The following is a 17,475-nucleotide window of genomic DNA, read 5'->3' as shown; positions in this document are numbered from 1 at the left end:
CCCCACCACAGCCCTTCCTGACCGCACCATCTCGGAGAGGACGCCATGGCGCTCGGTCTGCTGACGGCTCCCGCCGCCGCCGTCCGGCTGCTGCCCGCGGCGCCCCGGCTGCTCGCGCGGGCCACCCCGCCGGTGATCGGGGCGGCCGCCGCAGCGGTGGCCGGGACGGCTCGTGCCGGGGTTCGCGGCGCGGACGCCGCGGCCCGGGTGGCCCGGGTCCTGCGCAACTCCCGGCCCGGCGCCGGGGCGCACTGGCGCTCCGGCGCGCGGGCCCACCTCGTGCTGCGGCCCGCCGAGCCCGAGCGGCTGCGGCAGGCGGGCGGCACCGGGCAACTGGCGCGGCGGCTGGCCGAGGCGCTGGCGGACCATCCCGACGTGCTCTTCGCGTACTGGGACGAGGGCCTGACGCGCCTGGTGGTGACCGCCACCGAGACGGAGGCGGCCGACCGGGTGGTGGAGCACGCCGCCGGCCTGGCCGAGCGCCACGGCCTGGTCCTGGCGGACGAGGAGGTCGACGAGACCACGCACCCGGCCGACCCGGCCGGCGTCCGCGCCGCCGCCGCCACGCTCGCCGCCGACCTGGCGGGCATCGGCGCCGCCCTGGCCGCGTACCACCTGCGCCTGCCGCCGTCGCCCCGGCTGGTGACGGCCGTGGTGACGCTGCTGCGGGAGAACCCCCGCTTCCGCGGCCGGCTCGGCGAACGGCTAGGCGGCTCCCGCATGGACCTCGTGCTGGCCTGCGCCAACGCGGCCGCCCACGCCGCCGGCCAGAGTCCCTCGTCGCTCGTGCTCGACGGGACGCTGCGCGCCTTCCAGCTGGCCGAGACCGTGGCCCGGGCGGCCGCCTTCGACACCGTCCACGACGCCCTGTGCGCCCCCGACCGCCCCAGCTGCCCGGCCGACGGCTCGCCGCGCCCGCCGCTGCGCGTCTCCCCGGCCCAGGAGTACGCCTCCCACGCCTCCACCGGCAGCGTGCTGGGCGCGGCGGTCACCCTGCTGGTCAAGCACAACGCGGCCGAGGCGGCGGAAGCGGTGCTCGCCGGCTCCCCGAAGGCCGCACGCTACGGACCCGCGGCCTTCCACGCCGTGCTCAGCGCCGCCCTGGCCCGCACCGGCGTCCTGGTGCGGGACCCGGACCGGCTGCGGCAGCTGGAGATGGCCGGCACCCTCGTCCTGCACCCGAGCGCGCTGTGCACCGGGGACGGCGAGGCGGACCCGTGGGCCGAGGCGGTGCTGGACGCGGCGCGCCGGGCCCGGCTGCGGGTCGTGGTGGTGGACGACCCGGCCCTGGAGGAGCTGACCGCGCTCGCCGACCAGGTGGTGGACGCCCGGCGTCCGCTGGACGACGTCGTGTACGGGCTGCGCGACGAGGGCGCCGTCGTCACGGTCGCCCGGGTGCGCTCGGCCGACGACCACGCTGTCCTGTCCGGGCTCCGGGGCAGCGACGTCGCCGTCGCCCTCACCGACCCCGGTGCCGCCGTCGTGTGGGGCGCGGACATCCTGGCCCTGCACGGCCTGCCCGACGTCTGGCGGCTGCTGAACGCCGTACCCGCCGCCCGCGGGGTGGGCAGCCGGGCGCAGACCCTGGCCCGCTCCGGTGCCGCGCTGTCCGGGCTGCTGGTGGCCGTCGGCGAGTCCCGGGGCGGCCGCGGCCGCCGGTCCCTCCTGCCGGGACTGCGGCACGCGCCCGTCGACGCGGCCGCGGCGGCCGCCCTGCTGTCCGGGGCCCGCGCCGCGCTCGGTGTGGCGGCGGCCCGTGCCCCGCATCCGCGTCCGCGTGTGCACTGGCACGAGCTGCGGCCGGAGGAGGCGCGGGAGCGGCTGGAGCACGAGACGGCCGCCGAGCCCGGCCAGTTCGAGCAGGCCGCCGCGCGCGTGCGCGGGACCGCCACCGGCATCTACCGGCACCCGCTCGCCACCCCGGCGCGGTGGGTGCTGGAACTCGGCCGGGCCACCCGCACCGAGCTGCACGATCCCCTGACCCCGGTGCTGGCCGTCGGGTCGGCGGCGTCCGCGATCCTCGGCTCCACCGTGGACGCCCTGCTCGTCGTCGGCGCCCTCGACCTGAACGCCCTGGTGGGCGGCCTCCAGCGGCTGCGCGCCGAACGGGCCATGTCCGGGCTGCTCGCCGACCAGAAGCGCAAGGCCCGCCTGGCCACCCGGGCCACCGAGGCACCGGACGGTACGCGGGCGGCCGACGGTACGCAGGCGGCGGACGGTACGCAGGCACCGGACGGCGTGCGGACCGTGGACGCCGGGCAGCTCCGGCCCGGTGACGTGATCGAACTCAAGGGTGACGACGTGGTGCCCGCCGACGCCCGCCTGATGTGGGAGGACGGTCTGGAGGTCGACGAGTCCGCGCTGACCGGGGAGTCCCTGCCGGTGGAGAAGCAGACGGACCCCACGCCGCACGCCCTGGTCGCGGACCGGCGCTGCATGGTCTTCGAGGGCACGACCGTGGTGGCCGGGCAGGCCCGGGCGGTCGTGGTGGACATCGGCGACCGCACCGAGGCCGCCCGCGCCGTCCACCTCGCCGCCCGCACGCCCCCGGCCGGCGGGGTGCAGGCCAGGCTCCAGGAACTCACCCGCAAGGCGCTGCCGCTGACGCTGGCGGGCGGTGCCACGGTGACGGGCCTGGCCCTGTTGCGCGGCACCCCCATCCGGGAGGCGGTCAGCGGCGGCGTGTCCGTGGCGGTGGCCGCCGTCCCCGAGGGCCTGCCGCTGGTGGCCACGGTCGCACAGCTCGCGGCGGCCCGGCGGCTGAGCCGCAGCGGCGTCCTGGTGCGCACCCCGCGCACCCTGGAGGCGCTGGGCCGCATGGACACCATCTGCTTCGACAAGACCGGCACCCTCACCGAGAATCGGCTGCGCGTGGTCAGGGCCTCCGACGCCGAGGGGACCGTACGGGCGGCGGGCGACGCCGGGTCCGCGGCCACCGTGCGCGCCGCCGCGCGGGCCTGTCCGCGCCCCGACGGCGGCTCCGGCCGGCCGGTGCACGCCACCGACGAGGCGGTCCTGGACGCGGCCGGCCCCGATCCGGAGTGGACGCAGCTGGAGGAGCAGGCCTTCGAGGCCGGCCGCGGCTACGCCGCCGCCGTCGGCCGGACCGGCGACGAGCCCCGCGTACTGGTGGTCAAGGGCGCCCCGGAGACCGTCCTGCCCGCCTGCCCGGGCCTGTCCGAGCACATCTGGGACGCCGCGCACACGCTGGCCGGCAACGGCCTGCGCGTCCTCGCCGTGGCCGAACGGCGCCTCGCCGACGACGAGACGGAGCCGGACGCCCTGGAGCAGCCGCTGCGCGAACTGCGCTTCACCGGCCTGCTCGCCCTGTCCGACGTGCCGCGCGAGACGTCCACCGCCCTGGTCTCTGGGCTGTACCGGGCGGGCGTACGGCCGGTCATGCTCACCGGTGACCATCCGCAGACCGCCCGGGCGATCGCCGCCGAACTGGGCTGGCCCGAGGACACCGTGGTGGTCACCGGGGACGAACTGGCCGCCGCCGACCGCTCGTCGCGGGCCCGGATGCTGCGCGACGCCGGTGTGGTCGCCCGGGTCGCGCCCGAGCAGAAGCTCCAGGTCGTCGAGGCGCTGCGGGACGCGGGCCGGGTGGTCGGCATGGTCGGCGACGGAGCCAACGACGCCGCCGCCATCCGCGCCGCCGACATCGGCGTGGGCATCAACGCCCGCGGCTCGGCGGCCGCCCGCAACGCCGCCGACATCGTCCTGACCGACGAGGACCTCACCGTCCTGATCGACGCGGTCGGCGAGGGCCGCGCCCTGTGGCACAGCGTCGCCGACGCCATCGCCATCCTGATCGGGGGCAACGCGGGCGAGGTCGGCTTCGGCATCGTGGGCACGCTGCTGTCCGGCAGGTCGCCCCTGTCCACGCGTCAGATGCTCATGGTCAACCTGTTCACCGACCTGTTCCCGTCGATGGCGGTCGCGGTGACCGAGCGGGACGGCGCGCAGCACCCGCAGAACGCGAGGGAGGCCGCGCACGCGGACGTCGGGTCACCCGAGGACGCCTCGGACGTGCTCGGCGAGCCCCTGCTGCGGCAGATCCGCCACCGCGCCCTCACCACCTGTCTGGGCGCGGTCACCGCCTGGTTGATCGGCCGCTTCACGCCGGGCACCGCCCGCCGCTCCAGCACCATGGCGCTGTGCGGGGTGGTCGGCACCCAGCTCGCCCAGACCTTGCTCGACCGCCGCGACAGCCGGCTGGTGCGGATCACCTCGCTCGGCTCCGCCGCCGCCCTCGTCGCCATGGTGCAGACGCCGGGCCTCAGCCGGGTCTTCGGCTGCACCCCGCTGGGCCCGGTCGCGTGGGCCGGTGTCGTCGCGGCGATCGCCCTGGCGCTGGCCGGCCAGCGCACGCTGCCCCGCCTGGAGGAGTCGGTCGAGCGGCTCGTCCGGCTCGCACAGCGTGAGGCGCGCGCCCGCACGGCCTGAGCCGCGCCCGACCGGTCCGTTGCTCAGTAAGGCCCCGGCCGGCCGGCGGCAGGCGCCCGGACCGGCCGGACGCACTCAGACCGAGCGGTGGTACTGCTCCGGCACCCGGATCTCGGCGCCGAGTTCGCGCGCCGCGCGCCGCGCCCACGACGGGTCGCGCAGCAGCTCCCGGCCCAGCAGCACCGCGTCGGCCTCGCCATTGGCCAGGATCTTCGCCGCCTGCCCGGTCTCGGTGATCAGTCCGACCGCGGCGACCGGCATCGGCGTCTCGGCCTTCACCCGGGCGGCGAACGGCACCTGGTAGCCCGGCCCGCCGGGGATGGTGACACCGGAGGCGTTGCCGCCGGTCGAGACGTCGAGGAGGTCGACGCCGTGGGCGTGCAGGTCGCGGGCGAGCCGGACCGTGTCGTCGGCGGTCCAGCCGCCCTCGTCCAGCCAGTCGGTCGCCGAGACGCGGAAGAACACCGGCCTGTCCTCGGGCCACACCGCCCGTACGGCGTCCACCACCTCGAGCGCGAAGCGGGCGCGGTGCTCGTAGGAGCCGCCGTAGGCGTCGGTGCGGTGGTTGGAGTGCGGGGAGAGGAACTCGTTGATCAGGTAGCCGTGCGCCCCGTGGATCTCGACGGCCTCGAAGCCGGCGGCGAGCGCCCGGCGCGCCGCGTCCGCGAACTGCCCGGTGATCTCCCGGATCTGCTCCACGGTCAGTTCCGTCGGGACCGGGTGCCGCTCGTCGAAGGCCAGCGGGCTCGGCGCGAGCGGCTGCCAGCCGTGATCCCGCGGGCCGAGCGGCGCGCCGCCCTTCCAGGGCCGGTCGGTCGACGCCTTGCGGCCGCTGTGCGCGAGCTGGACCGCGGGCACCGTGCCCTGGGCGGACAGGAAGCGGGTGATCCGGCGGAAGGCCTCCACCTGGGTGTCGTTCCACAGCCCGAGGTCGTACGGCGAGATGCGGCCCTCGGGCGAGACCGCGGTGGCCTCGACGATGATCAGGCCGGTGCCGCCGGCCGCCCGGGCCGCGTAGTGGGCGAGGTGCCAGTCGTGCGGGGCGCCGGCCGACGGACCCTCCGGGGCGGCCGAGTACTGGCACATCGGAGGCATCCAGACGCGGTTCGGGACGGTCACTCCCCGCAGGGTGAAGGGATCGAAAAGCGCGCTCACGGCGGACTCCATTCGTCACGGCACCGGTGTTCCTCTCGTACGATAGGTCTCGTAGTACGGTGGATGTCAAACTACGAAGCCAGTCGTACGACCAGTCGTACAATGAGGGCCCGGTACGAAAGGGACCGCCGTGACCGACGTGACCGCCTCTCCCGCGCCGGGCCGAGGCCTGCCGCACCCCGCCCGCGAGGACATCCGCCTGGAGGCCGTGCTGCACGCGCTCTCCGACCCCGTGCGGCTGCGGATCGTGCGGGAACTCGCCGCCGGCGCGGCGGAGTTGTCCTGCTCCTACTTCGACCTGCCGGTGACCAAGTCCACCACCACCCACCACTTCCGGGTGCTGCGGGAGAGCGGGGTGGTCCGGCAGGTCTACCGGGGCACGGCCAAGATGAACGGCCTGCGCCGGGACGACCTAGACGACCTTTTCCCGGGGCTGCTCGACAGCCTGCTCGCCGCCGCCGACCGCCAGGCCCTCCGGGTCCGGGACGGCGGCTGAACCGGCCCTCGCCGGAAGGTGGTTGAACAGCAGGTTCAGCACGATGGCGGTCAGGCAGCCCGCGCTGATCCCGCTGTTCATCACCGTCTGGAACCAGTCCGGGAACTTCGCGTACACCGTCGGCACGCCCACCGGCAGCACGCCGACCGCCACCGAGACCGCCACCACCGTGAGGTTGTGGTTGTCCGCGAAGTCCACCCGGGCCAGCGTCCGCAGCCCGCTCGCCGCGACCGTGCCGAACATCACCAGCCCGGCCCCGCCCAGCACCGGCGCCGGCACCGCCGCGACCACGGCGCCCAGCTTGGGCAGCAGGCCGAGCAGGACCAGGATGCCGCCGGCCGCGGCCACCACCCAGCGGCTGCGCACCCGGGTCATCCCGACCAGGCCCACGTTCTGCGCGTAGGCCGTGTAGGGGAAGGTGTTGAAGACCCCGCCGAGCACCGTGGACAGGCCGTCCGCGCGCAGCCCGTCGGCCAGGGGGCGCGGCTCGACCGGCCGCCCGGTCAGCTCACCGACCGCGATCAGGTCACCGGTGGTCTCGGTCATCGTCACCAGGGCCACCACCAGCATGGACACGATCGCGGACACCCGGAACTCCGGCGCCCCGAAGTGGAACGGCGTGCTGACACCCACCCAGTCCGCGTCCCCGACCCCGCCGAAGTCGGTGAAGCCGAACGGGACGGCCACCGCCAGCCCCGCCACGATGCCGGTCAGTACCGCGATCCGGCTCAGGAACGCGGGCGCGAAGCGCTGTACGGCGAGCACCACGGCCAGCACGAAGCCCGCGAGGGCCAGGTTCCGCGGCGCGCCGAAGTCCTTCGCGCCGGCGCCCCCGGCCGCCCAGTTGCCCGCCACCGGCAGCAGGGAGACGCCGATGACCAGGATCACCGTGCCGGTGACCAGGGGCGGGAAGAAGCGCAGCAACCGGCCGAAGACCGGCGCCAGCAGCATGATCGCGAGTCCGGCGACGATCACCGAGCCGTAGACCGCGGGCAGTCCGCCGCCGGTCGTGCCGATGAGGACCATCGGGGACACGGCGGCGAACGTGCAGCCCTGCATGACCGGCAGCCGGACGCCGAACCGCCAGAGGCCGACGCACTGGATCAGCGTCGCGATGCCGCACACCAGCAGGTCCGCGGTGATCAGGTAGGCCAGGTCGGCGGGCGGCAGCTTCATCGCGCCGCCGACGATCAGCGGTACGGCGACGGCGCCCGCGTACATCGCGAGCACGTGCTGCATCCCGAAGGCGGCCAGCTGCCGTACGGGCGGCACCTCGTCGACGGGGTGTATCTCTGCGGTCGTGGCCATGGGCACTCCAGGACGGCGGACGGAAAAGATCCGGACAGCACGAGACCGTAAAGGTGTTAAACAGGTTGTTGATGTCCGCAGGGTTGCCACTGTGTGTCCCGCCCACCGGCGGGATTCGCGTCCCCGCGCTGCCGTACGGCTAGGAAGGGCTCGACTCCGCCGCGGCCGAGCGGGCCGCCGCCAGCAGCGCCTCCCAGTCGCCCAGCTTGACCACACCGCGCCCGAGCCGCGCCCCCAGCTCCGCCTCGGCCCGCTCGATCGCCAGCCAGCCCGTCCACGGCACCGGATCGATGCCCTCGGCCCGCAGGACGGCGACCGGGTCGGCCGGCACCTCCCGGCCCACCAGCGCCGGGGCGTCCGCCAGCAGCGTCAGCGCGGTCTCCTTGGCGCAGGGGCGGTTGGTGCCGATGACACCGGTCGGACCGCGCTTGATCCACCCGGCCACGTACTCACCCGGCGCGCCGGCGCCGTCGCGGACGACCCGGCCCGCCTCGTTCGGCACCGTGCCGCGCTCGGCGTCGAACGGCAGCCCCTCCAGCGGCACCCCGCGGTAGCCCACCGAGCGCAGCACCAGCTCCGCCGGGACGTCCTCGTGCCGTCCGGTCCCCGTCACCCCGCCGCGGCCGTCCGGCACGGTCCGCTCGAACCGCACCGCGCCGACCCGGCCCGCCGCGGCCAGGATCTCCACGGGCCGCAGGAAGAAGCGCAGCCGGATCCGGCGCGCCGCCGTCCCGGCCGGCCGGGACGTCCAGCCGCGCAGCACCTCCACGTTGCGGCGCTGCGCCGCGGGCAGCGCCGAGGGATCGTCGAAGGCCGGGTCCAGCGCCGCCTCGGCCGGGTCGACCAGCACGTCGGTGTCCGGTAGACCGCCCAGCTCGCGCAGCTCCTTCGTGGTGAAACGGGCCTGCGAGGGGCCGCGCCGGCCCACCATGTGCACCTCGCTCACCCCGCTCGCCGCCAGGGCGTCCAGCGCCGCCTGCGGCATGTCGGTCGGGGCCAGCTCGGCCGCGCCCCGCACCAGCATCCGCGCGACGTCGACGGCCACGTTGCCCATGCCGACGACCACCGCCGACCGGGCGCCGCGCACGAAGTCGTCCCGGGCGGCGTCCGGGTGCGCGCTGTACCAGGACACGAACTCGGTCGCCGACCAGCTGCCCGGCAGCTCCTCGCCGGGGATGCCGAGGTGCCGGTCCGTCGCGGCGCCCACGCAGTACACCACCGCGTGGTACAGCTCGCGCAGCCGCGCCGGGGACACACCGCCGGGGCCGCCGACGGGGACGCCGCCGAGGAAACGCACCCGCTCGTGCTCCAGGACCGTGCGGAGGCTGCCCTGGAGGGACTTGATCTTCTCGTGGTCCGGGGCGACGCCGTAGCGCACCAGGCCGTACGGGCACGGCAGCCGGTCCAGGACGTCGACGAGCACGCCGGAGTCCGCGCCCACCAGGCTCTGGGCGGTGTAGCACCCGCTCGGACCGGACCCGACCACGGCGACACGCAGCACGGCGCAGCTCCTTACCCGAGGGATCACGGGAGATCGCAGGTGCTTTCCAGCATGGCACCGGACGGGCCCCGGCGGCAGGGGCCGGCGGAGTGACGTCCCGGCGGGGCCGGCGGGCGCTACCCGGGCGGTTCCCGCGTGGCGAAGAAGCGGGACAGGTCCCGTTCGCACGACGCGGCGTCCGGCCGGCTCTCCGGCGGCGTGCCCAGCTCCCAGTCGAGCCGGTACCACTTGAACAGCTCCGCCCGCAGCACCGCGACCGGCATCGGGGCGCCCGGCACCACCGCCGCGTACACTGCCCCCATCAGCAGCGAGCGCAGCACCGGGTAGTCGGCCGGCACGTCCGTGGAGCCGTACCGGGCGACCGTCTGGCTGAGCAGTTCGCTCAGCCGGCGCTGTTCGGGGCACTGCAGGAAGCCTTCGCCGTGCAGCAGTCCGGCCATGTGCTGCCGCATGAGCACGGGCCGGTCGTAGGCCAGGCCCAGGACCGCGTCGATGGCCCGGGCGAGCAGCTCGCGGCCGTCGTCGGTGTGCGGCTCCCGCTCCAGCGCCTCCTCCAGCGTGCGGTGCATCAGCCGGTGCACGGCGGACTGCACCAGCTGGCGCTTGCCGGGGAAGTAGTACGAGACCAGCCCCCGTGCGGAACCGGCGCGGTCCGCGATGTCGCCCAAGGTGGTGGCCTCGAAACCGTGCTCGTCGACCAGCTCGACCGCGGCCTGCAGCAGCCGCTCCCGGGAACGCCGCCGCAACTCTTCATTGACCGAGGCGCTGCGCGGGGACATGCTGTAACTCCTGCGTTGACTGGCTGCCAGCCAACTATACTCAGCGCAGCGGGTACGGCTCCTACGGAGCCGCACAGAGCTGCCGTCCGTCTGGGGCGACACGGGGGATCGTCTCAGGCGGACGGCTCATGCGCGTGCCCGGCCGCGGCGGATGCCCCGCCGCCTTCGCCCGGCGCCCCACCCGGACCGCCCGCGCGCGGCAGGCCCAGCAGTTCCAGCACCGGCAGCAGCCCGTGCGGCCGCTCGGCCACCGGCAGGTGGTCGACGAAGTGCACCCGGCAGCCCAGCGCCGCCGCGCCCCCGTCGGCGCGCCGGTCGTCCCCGACCATCAGCGCCTCGCCCGGCGCCGTGCCGAGCGCCTCGCAGGCCACCCCGAACAGCCGGGGGTCCGGCTTCTGCACCCCGTGTTCGTACGACAGCACGTACGCGTCCACGTAGGGATCGAGACCGTGCTCGCGGAACACCGGGCGCGGGTCCCAGCCGATGTTGCTGACGACGGCCACCTTGACGCCGTGCGCGCGCAGGGTGCGCAGCACCTCGGCGGCGTCCGGGTACGGGGACCAGGCGGCGGGGAGCATGTGCCGCTCGTACAGCGCGTCGTGGAGGGCCGGGTCGGGCAGCGGCACCTGCCGGGACAGGCCGGTGTAGGCGGCCCGGTGCAGCTCCGCGCTCTCGTCCCTGACCGCCCACACACCGGCGAGGTCCGCGGGCACCGCGGCCGGTGCGGCCCCGCCCGGCAGCGCCCCGGCCGCCTCCAGCGCCGCCGCTGCCGCCGCCAGTTCCGGCTCGGGCAGCGTGTGCCCCGCCCCGGCCAGGACGGCCCGCAGCCAGGGCTCGGCGGACTCGATGCGGAAGAGGGTCCCGGAGAAGTCGAACAGCACGGCGGTCATGCGCCGGACCCTACCGGGGCCGTCGCGCGGCGCGACGCGCGGACCGGCGGCGCGGGGGGACCCGTGCGGCGCGTTGACGTCACCGCGCGCCGGTGCCCGTCCCGTCGTCCCGGGGCCACTCGTGGACCGACACGGCCACCGCCACCAGCAGCGCGCCGAGCAGCCAGCCGCCGACCACGTCCGAGGCCCAGTGCACCCCCAGCCACACCCGGGTCAGACCCGCACCGAACACCGAGACCACCGCCACGGCGAGCGCCGTACGCCGAAGGGCGCGGCCGGCGCCGAAGTGGCGCAGCAGCCACAGCAGCAGGCCGCAGACGACGGTGGCGGTCATGGCGTGGCCCGAGGGGAAGGCCGCGTAGCGGGCCGAGTCGACCGGGACGGGCCACACCGGGCGGGGGCGGTCGACGACCGCCTTGATCGCCTGCTGCGCCACCGCCGCCAGCGCGCAGGCCAGCGCCAGCCACGCCGCCGTCCACCACGCCGACCGGCGCCACACCAGCCACACCGCGGCGGCGGCGCACAGCAGACGCATCGTCAACGGGTCCCAGACCCAGTCGCTCAGGACGCGCAGGACGTGGGTGACGCCGGGGTCGCGGACGGCCCAGCGGTGGGTGGCGCGGGCGACGGAGCCGTCGAGCGCGGCCAGCGGATGCCAGGCGGTCGCGACGAGGGTCAGCAGCAGGGCCGAACACCCGGCGAGGGCGGCCGCGGCGAGGAGCGCGGTGCGCGGGACCGAGGGACGGGGCGGCGGGCGGATGGGACGGCGGTGCATTCCGCGATCCTCGCCCAGACGGAGGCCGCGGGGCGTCCGGCGGGCGGCTGGTCAGCCGAGGGCGCGCAGGCCCGCAACGACGGCCACCAGCACCGGGACGGCCGGCACCAGCGCCGCGGCCGCCGTCAGACGCAGACGGTGCGGCACGGTGAGCCGGTCCGGGGGCGCCAGCAGCCGGTGCACGCGCTGCGGGAGCTGTGCCTGGGCGGCCGCACCCGGGCCGAACACGCCGCGGTCCTCGTTCAGTTCCACCAGCGCCAGCGCGGTGGTGCGCCGGCCGAAGCGCCGGGAGGCCATGTCGTCGGCGGCCAGTTCGACCAGCCGGTGCATCTCGCCGCGGAACGCGGCGAACACCGGCACCCGCGGGAATCCGTCCGCCAGCGCGGCCGAACAGTGCAGCAGCCAGTCGTGCCGCGCCCGGGCGTGTCCCTGCTCATGGGCGAGGACGGCGTCCAGCTGACGCCCCTTGAGCCGCCGCATGGCCGCCGTGGTGACGACCAGCCGGGGCGCCGCCCCGGACAGCCACCAGGCGTGGGCGCGCTCGCCCTCCAGCACCACCGGCCGGTCGTGCGCGGATTCCTCGCCCGGCAGCAGCGGAGCGCGCCCCAGCAGGTCGGTGCGCCGCCGGCGCCGCCCGCTCCGCGCCCGTACGACCTCGCGCACCAGCATCACCAGGCTCCACAGCCCGGCGCAGGCGAGGATCACCGCGGTGACCGCCGCCCAGGGCGCGGCCGGGCCGAGGTGGGCGCCGCCGGCCGCGCGGCCGGTCCCCAGGGCCCGCCCGTGTCCCGCCCGCCAGGCGGCGGCCCCGCTGAGCGCCATCGACAGGGCGCAGCACAGCAGGACGGCGGCCACCACGCACTGCCACACCCACAGCGCGACCACCGGCTCGCGGTCCGGCCAGTCGGCCCGGGCGAGCAGCCGCGGGGCGACGACGGCGGTCAGCGCGCCGAGCAGCAACAGGGCCACGGGGACCATCATGTCCCGCACCCTATGAGCGCGGGGCCGCTCACCGGTACGGTCCGCCGGGGCAAAGTGACGCAGGCAACGCCCGCGCGCGGCGACCGCTCGGCGTGGCCGGGCCGCGGGGTCACCGGGTCACAGGGCCAACAGCATCGCCACCATGCCGATCCCCATGGACAGCCGGCAGGCCCGCGCCAGTTCGGGCCGGTCGCCCCACCGGGCGGTCCCCGGTCCGCCCGCCGTGCCCCCCGGCCCGTCCGCCGCGGCGACCGGGACCAGGCGGGCGCCGGTCACCAGGACGTAGCCGGTGAAGTACAGCAGCAGCGCCCCGTTCACCAGCGGTACCCCGGAGCCGTCGTGCGCGTGGTGACCGGCGGGGGAGGCGGCCATCACGACGGCCATGTAGACCATCGACGACGTCCCCACCAGATGGTGCAGATGGTGCCCGCCGCCCGGCGCGGTCCACAGGGCGCGCAGCCCGGCCGCCCCGAACACGGCCGCGTACAGCGGCCACGTCCACGGCGGCGGGGTGAACACCGCGGCGGGCACCGCCATCGCGGCCATGCCGAACCCCATCAGCGCCTCGCCGCCCGCGGCGCGCCGCTGCTCCGTCACGTCGCTGCGCATCCGCAGCAGGCAGTAGGCCCCGGTCGCCGCGCACAACGCCATCAGCAGCCAGCCGGTCGAAGCCGGTCCGTGCACGCGCGCCTCCCCCTATCGACGGTCGGTCGAGGGTTGCGATGCCCGCGGCGGTCGGCGCGCACGCGGGCGCAAGGATGTACACGGGGTGCATCGGGGGGAGCGCGGTGGGTGAACGGGCGTGAGGGCATCGCCCGGTGGGCAAAGCGCTTCACGAGTGGTTTACCAGTGAAGCATGTGCTAGATTTCCGTTATGAGCAGTGCGACCCGCTTCCGTCTGCCCCTTCTGGGTGCCCTCCGCCTCGGCCGTCCCTCCGACATCTGGTTCAAGCCCGCGCTCAGCGTGGTCGCCTCGGTCGCCCCGCCCAATCTGCTCCTGCTGGCCCTGGGCCGCCTCGACCTCGTCATGTACACGATGGCCGGGTCGCTGTGCGCGCTCTACGGCCACAACCGCCCCTACGCCGCCCGGGCCCGCGTCCTGGTGTGGGTCGTGCTCGGCATGGTCGGCGGACTGGGCCTCGCGCTGGTCACCGCCTCGCTCACCCACGACGCCGTCGTGCTGGTCACCGTCGGCGCCCTGATGGCCGCCGCGCAGAAGACGGTGTGCGACGCCACCCGCATCGGGCCGCCCGGCAACATCGTCCTCACCTTCATCGGCTCCGCCTCCCTCTTCGCGCCGCAGACCCTCGGCCAGGTCCCCGGACACCTCGCTCTGGCCCTCGCGGCCGGCGCCTGGGCCTGGGTGGTCGCCATGGCGCCCGGGCTGCTGCGCCCGCACGGGCCGGAACGGCGCGCCACCGCACAGGCCCTGAACGCCGCCGCCGCGTACGCCGCCACGCGCGGGACCGGCGACGGGCACACCGCCGCCCGCGCCGCCGCGGGCGGCGCCGTCCACGCGGCCTGGCAGTCCCTGCTGGCGGCCGGCGCCCGCCCCGACCGCACCCGCCGCGCCCTCGAACGGCTCCTGGTCCGCGCCGAGGTGGCGCTCGCGGCCCCCGCCGACAGCGACCCGGAGCGGTTGCGCGCCTGGGCCCGCGACCTGCGCGGCACCGGACGCGTGCCGGAGGCCGGCGCCTCGCGCGCGGACGCCGACGAACTGCGCGGCGTGGACGCCGAACTCGCCTTCCCGCGCCGCCCCTGGTGGCGCCGCCCCGGCCCGCTCGCCCCCCTCGCCGCCCGCACCGCGATCGGCTGCGCCCTCGCCGGCTACGCCTCCCTCGCGCTCGGCGTGGGCCGCCCCTACTGGGCCCTGGTCACCGCCGCCTCCCTCTACCAGGCCAACATCACCCTCACCTGGAGCCGGGCCGTGCAGCGCGTCGTCGGCAACCTGCTCGGCGTCCTGGTCTTCGCCGCCGTCGTCCCGCTCGCCCGGCTGCACCCGGCGCTGCCGGTCCTCGCCTGCGTGGCCTTCAACTTCGGCGCCGAGGCGCTGATCGCCCGCAACTACTGGCTCGGCAGCGTCTGCGTCACCCCGATGGCGCTGCTCGTCACCGAGTTCGCCCGCACCCAGGACTCCGGCCGGCTGATCACCGAGCGCGTACTGGACACCCTGGTCGGCGCGCTGGTCGGCTTCGTCGCCGCCGTCGTCGTCACCGACCGGCGCGCCGGCGACCGCGTGGAACGGGCGCTGACCGCACTGGAGCGCACCCGCGAGGACACCGCCCGCCTGCTCGCCGGGGACCGGCCCGGGCCCGGCGCCCTGGACGCCGCCCGGCACCGGCTCGCCGCCGCCCTGGTCGACCTGCGGGCCACGGCCGACGCCGCGTCAGGTGAGTGGTGGCAGCGTGCCTGGCCCCAGGAGCGGGTCGTGCTCGCCGAGCAGTCCGCACACCGTACGCTCGCCGCGACGGTACGAGCCCGGGGGCGGACCCCTCTGGACCAGGACGCGGACAGGACATCGGAGGGCGCACGGCCATGACGCCGAGGAACGAACGACCGCCGGCCGGAGGGGACCCGGAGGCGGCGGCGCGGTCGCGCACCGAGGCGGAGGGACGCCTCCCGGCCGGCGGCGGCCCGGCCGGGAAGGACACCGTCGCCGCCGTGGTCCGGCAGTGGCGGGCCGTGCACCCCCAGCTGAACACCGGCCCCATGGAGGTCATCGGCCGCATCAACCGCTGCGCCGCCCTCCTGCAACAGGCCGAGGACGCCCCGCTGCGCCGGGCCGGGCTGAGCCGCCCCGAGTTCGACCTGCTCGGCGCGCTGCGCCGCACCGGCCACGAGCTGACCCCGAGCGAGCTGGCGCGGGAGACCTTCTCCTCCGGGGCCGCCGTCACCAAGCGGCTCAAGCAGCTGACCGAGCGCGGTCTGGTGGAGCGGCGCGGCGACACCCGGGACCGCAGGGTCGCCCACGTCCGCCTCACCGACACCGGACGCGACCTCGTCGACGGCATCCTGCCCGAGCAGCTCGCCTACGAGACGGCCGTGCTGTCCGTCCTGGCCCCCGAGGGCCAGGGCGAACTGGCCTCGCTCCTGGCCGACCTGCTCGGCCGGCTGGAGGGACAGCTGGGCGCCCTGCGCGCCTGAGCGGGCCCGGCCTCAGCCCTCGTCGCCCGCCCGGTACACACCGAAGGCCGCACCCTGCGGATCGCGCAGGACCGCGGTGCGCGGGCCGTGCGGCACCGAGGTGGGCTCGATGAAGACGCTCCCGCCCGCCCGTACCGCCGCGTCCGCGATCGCGTCCACGTCGGCCACGGCGAAGTACGGCAGCCAGTGCGCGGGCACCTCGGGCGCGTACCGCCCGCCGAGTTCCGTCATGCCGCCGAAGTCCGCGCCGTCGACGCCCCACTGCGTGTACCACTCGGAGGCGTTCACGCTCCAGCCGAACACCGCCGGGTAGAAGTCCCGGGCCCCGTCGGGCTGCCGGGTCGCCAGCTCCACCCAGCCCAGCGACCCGGGCGCGTTGAACAGCCCGGCGCCCCGGAAGGCCCGCGCCTGCCACAGCTGGAAGGCGGCACCGGCCGTGTCCGCGGCGACGGCGAAGCGGCCCGCGTCGAAGACGTCCGTGGGGGCGAGCAGCACGGTGCCGCCCGCCTCCCGAACGCGCCGTACCGCCTCGTCGGCGTCCGGGACAGCGAAGGACACGTTCCAGGCGACGGGCTGGCTCTCCTGGTACAGCGGGCTGAGCGCGGCGACCGGCGCGTCCCCGAGGTGCGCCACCGTGTAGCCGCCCGCCTCCGGCCGCGGGTCCCGCTCGGGGCGCCAGCCGAACAGGTCCGCGTAGAACCGTCCCGCGCCGTCCAGGTCACTGGTCCCCAGCTCCGTCCAGCAGGGACCGCCGGTCACCGGCTCGTCGAGTCGCATGGCAACACCCTTCCGGCCCCGGCCGGGCGTCGCCCGCCGACGCGGCGGTCCAGGACCCCCTGGCACGCTAGCCGCCGCCTCGCACGGCGGCCGTCGCAGGCCCCCGTACCCGGCCCGGTGACCGGCTCCCGCCAGGGGGTTTCCGGTCACCGGCCCCGGTCACAGGTACGGGCGGGTGATCAGCTCGATGGCGTGGCCGGAGGGGTCCTTGAAGTACACCCCGCGGCCGCCGTGCTCGTCGTTGGTCTCGCCCGGGCGCCGCATCTGCGGATCGGCCCAGTGCTCGATGCCGTGATCGCACAGTCGCCGGTACGCCCGGTCGAACAGGTCGTCGTCGACCAGGAACGCGTAGTGCTGCATCTGGATCTCCACCGGCGGCTCGGCGAACTGGAGCAGCACGCCGTCGGTGAGCCGGATGTTGGTGAAGGGGCCCCAGGACGGCGCCGGGGGAACTTCCAGCAGTTCGCGGAAGAACCGGGCGGATTCCTCGCGGTCCCGGGAGGCGATGATGGTGTGGTTGAAGGTGGCTGTCATGCGGTGGACCTCACTGCGGTTCGGCACGGAAGGGACGCGTCGTGGTGCACGACCACGGGGAGGTCCGCGTGCCGGAGGCGGGCGGCGCCCGCGCCGCCCGCTCAGTCCACCACCGGGTCGCCGATCCGTGTGTGGCGTCGTCGCGCCGGTCCGGTGTTCACGCCGGAACCGTAGGCGATCAGGCCCCGGTACCACAACCACCGCGTCCCGGCCGGTCGGGCGCCCGCGCCCAACTGGTTCCGCGTGGGCAGGTCCTAGATCCCCGGCCGGTGGCGCAGCGGATGGTCCGCGGGGATCTCGACGAGGACGATCGGGGTGCCGTCGGGGTCAGCGATCCACATCTCGATCAGGCCCCACGGCTCGCGCACCGGCGGCCGGACGATCTCGACGCCCTTGGCCAGCAGCTCCTCCTGGGCGGCCGCCGCGTCCTGGACCTGGAGCCACAGCCGCACGGCCGGGGACGGCGGCGTCGCGGACCGCCCGGAGACCTCGAGGAAGCCGCCGCCGAGGAAGTACACGGTCCCGCGCTCGGGGCCGGTGCCGAACTCGCGGTGGACGGCGAGGCCGAGCTGCTCGCCGTAGAAGACGCGGGACCGCTCGGGGTCGGCGGGCTGGAGGAGGATCCGGCTGCTCAGTACATGCACCATGCACCCGGAGACTACTGGCAGGGTTACCCTTCGTCCTGG

The 17,475-nt window shown here is 76.0% G+C and carries 15 protein-coding genes; 4 read left to right on the top strand and 11 right to left on the bottom strand.

The features are described 5' to 3' along the window. Positions 1-45 precede the first annotated feature (45 nt). Positions 46-4,449, top strand: a complete 4,404-nt coding sequence (locus tag ACZ6CZ_RS14755; RefSeq protein ID WP_469019785.1) for a cation-translocating P-type ATPase — start codon at positions 46-48, stop codon at positions 4,447-4,449. A gap of 75 nt (positions 4,450-4,524) precedes the next feature. Here ACZ6CZ_RS14755 and ACZ6CZ_RS14750 read toward each other — a convergent pair whose 3' ends face one another. Continuing rightward, positions 4,525-5,604, bottom strand: coding sequence for an NADH:flavin oxidoreductase/NADH oxidase (locus tag ACZ6CZ_RS14750; RefSeq protein ID WP_469019782.1), 1,080 nt, complete (start codon positions 5,602-5,604; stop codon positions 4,525-4,527). A 139-nt stretch (positions 5,605-5,743) separates the two neighbouring features. Here ACZ6CZ_RS14750 and ACZ6CZ_RS14745 point away from each other — a divergent pair, with 139 nt between their 5' ends. Continuing rightward, positions 5,744-6,100, top strand: a complete 357-nt coding sequence (locus tag ACZ6CZ_RS14745) for an ArsR/SmtB family transcription factor (protein ID WP_469020527.1) — start codon at positions 5,744-5,746, stop codon at positions 6,098-6,100. On the opposite strand, the gene ACZ6CZ_RS14740 is transcribed toward ACZ6CZ_RS14745, so the two are convergent. The 7 genes from ACZ6CZ_RS14740 to ACZ6CZ_RS14710 all read right to left on the bottom strand — a co-directional run bounded on the left by ACZ6CZ_RS14740 (position 6,017) and on the right by ACZ6CZ_RS14710 (position 13,018). After that, positions 6,017-7,408 (bottom strand): nucleobase:cation symporter-2 family protein, encoded by a 1,392-nt coding sequence (locus tag ACZ6CZ_RS14740; RefSeq protein WP_469019779.1) that lies wholly within the window; start codon positions 7,406-7,408, stop codon positions 6,017-6,019. The genes ACZ6CZ_RS14745 and ACZ6CZ_RS14740 overlap by 84 nt on opposite strands. Positions 7,409-7,547: 139 nt before the next feature. Next, the gene (locus ACZ6CZ_RS14735; protein WP_469019776.1) at positions 7,548-8,909 is read right to left on the bottom strand and encodes an FAD-dependent oxidoreductase; all 1,362 of its coding nucleotides are present in this window, start codon (positions 8,907-8,909) and stop codon (positions 7,548-7,550) included. 116 nt (positions 8,910-9,025) lie between these two features. Continuing rightward, positions 9,026-9,688: a TetR/AcrR family transcriptional regulator gene (locus ACZ6CZ_RS14730; RefSeq protein ID WP_469019774.1), complete on the bottom strand. Its 663-nt coding sequence runs from the start codon at positions 9,686-9,688 to the stop codon at positions 9,026-9,028. Positions 9,689-9,801: 113 nt separating this feature from the next. Beyond that, positions 9,802-10,578 (bottom strand): HAD family hydrolase, encoded by a 777-nt coding sequence (locus tag ACZ6CZ_RS14725; protein ID WP_469019771.1) that lies wholly within the window; start codon positions 10,576-10,578, stop codon positions 9,802-9,804. 79 nt (positions 10,579-10,657) lie between these two features. Continuing rightward, positions 10,658-11,353, bottom strand: a complete 696-nt coding sequence (locus tag ACZ6CZ_RS14720) for a phosphatase PAP2 family protein (RefSeq protein ID WP_469019769.1) — start codon at positions 11,351-11,353, stop codon at positions 10,658-10,660. 51 nt (positions 11,354-11,404) lie between these two features. Next, positions 11,405-12,334: a M56 family metallopeptidase gene (locus ACZ6CZ_RS14715; RefSeq protein ID WP_469019764.1), complete on the bottom strand. Its 930-nt coding sequence runs from the start codon at positions 12,332-12,334 to the stop codon at positions 11,405-11,407. Positions 12,335-12,451: 117 nt separating this feature from the next. Further along, complete coding sequence (locus ACZ6CZ_RS14710; RefSeq protein WP_469019761.1) at positions 12,452-13,018, bottom strand: DUF5134 domain-containing protein; 567 nt, start codon at positions 13,016-13,018, stop codon at positions 12,452-12,454. Between the two features lie 190 nt (positions 13,019-13,208). On the opposite strand from ACZ6CZ_RS14710, the gene ACZ6CZ_RS14705 reads away from it, so the two are divergent. Together ACZ6CZ_RS14705 and ACZ6CZ_RS14700 are read left to right on the top strand one after the other, a co-directional pair. Further along, positions 13,209-14,873: an FUSC family protein gene (locus ACZ6CZ_RS14705; protein ID WP_469019756.1), complete on the top strand. Its 1,665-nt coding sequence runs from the start codon at positions 13,209-13,211 to the stop codon at positions 14,871-14,873. Further along, entirely contained in the window at positions 14,870-15,478 is a 609-nt protein-coding gene (locus ACZ6CZ_RS14700) for a MarR family winged helix-turn-helix transcriptional regulator (RefSeq protein ID WP_469019754.1), read from the top strand. Before ACZ6CZ_RS14705 ends, ACZ6CZ_RS14700 begins: the two co-directional genes overlap by 4 nt. Positions 15,479-15,490: 12 nt before the next feature. Here ACZ6CZ_RS14700 and ACZ6CZ_RS14695 read toward each other — a convergent pair whose 3' ends face one another. The 3 genes from ACZ6CZ_RS14695 to ACZ6CZ_RS14685 form a co-directional block, all read right to left on the bottom strand. Further along, entirely contained in the window at positions 15,491-16,255 is a 765-nt protein-coding gene (locus ACZ6CZ_RS14695) for a VOC family protein (protein ID WP_469019751.1), read from the bottom strand. Positions 16,256-16,414: 159 nt separating this feature from the next. Next, the gene (locus ACZ6CZ_RS14690) at positions 16,415-16,789 is read right to left on the bottom strand and encodes a VOC family protein (protein WP_469019749.1); all 375 of its coding nucleotides are present in this window, start codon (positions 16,787-16,789) and stop codon (positions 16,415-16,417) included. 254 nt (positions 16,790-17,043) lie between these two features. After that, on the bottom strand, positions 17,044-17,436 hold the full coding sequence (locus ACZ6CZ_RS14685; RefSeq protein WP_469019743.1) for a VOC family protein: 393 nt from the start codon (positions 17,434-17,436) through the stop codon (positions 17,044-17,046). Positions 17,437-17,475: the final 39 nt, after the last annotated feature.

The sequence above is a fragment of the Streptomyces sp. NPDC041135 genome (genome assembly GCF_055592085.1).
Note: the sequence above shows the minus strand (reverse complement) of the source record. Positions and strands in the feature narration are given on the sequence as shown.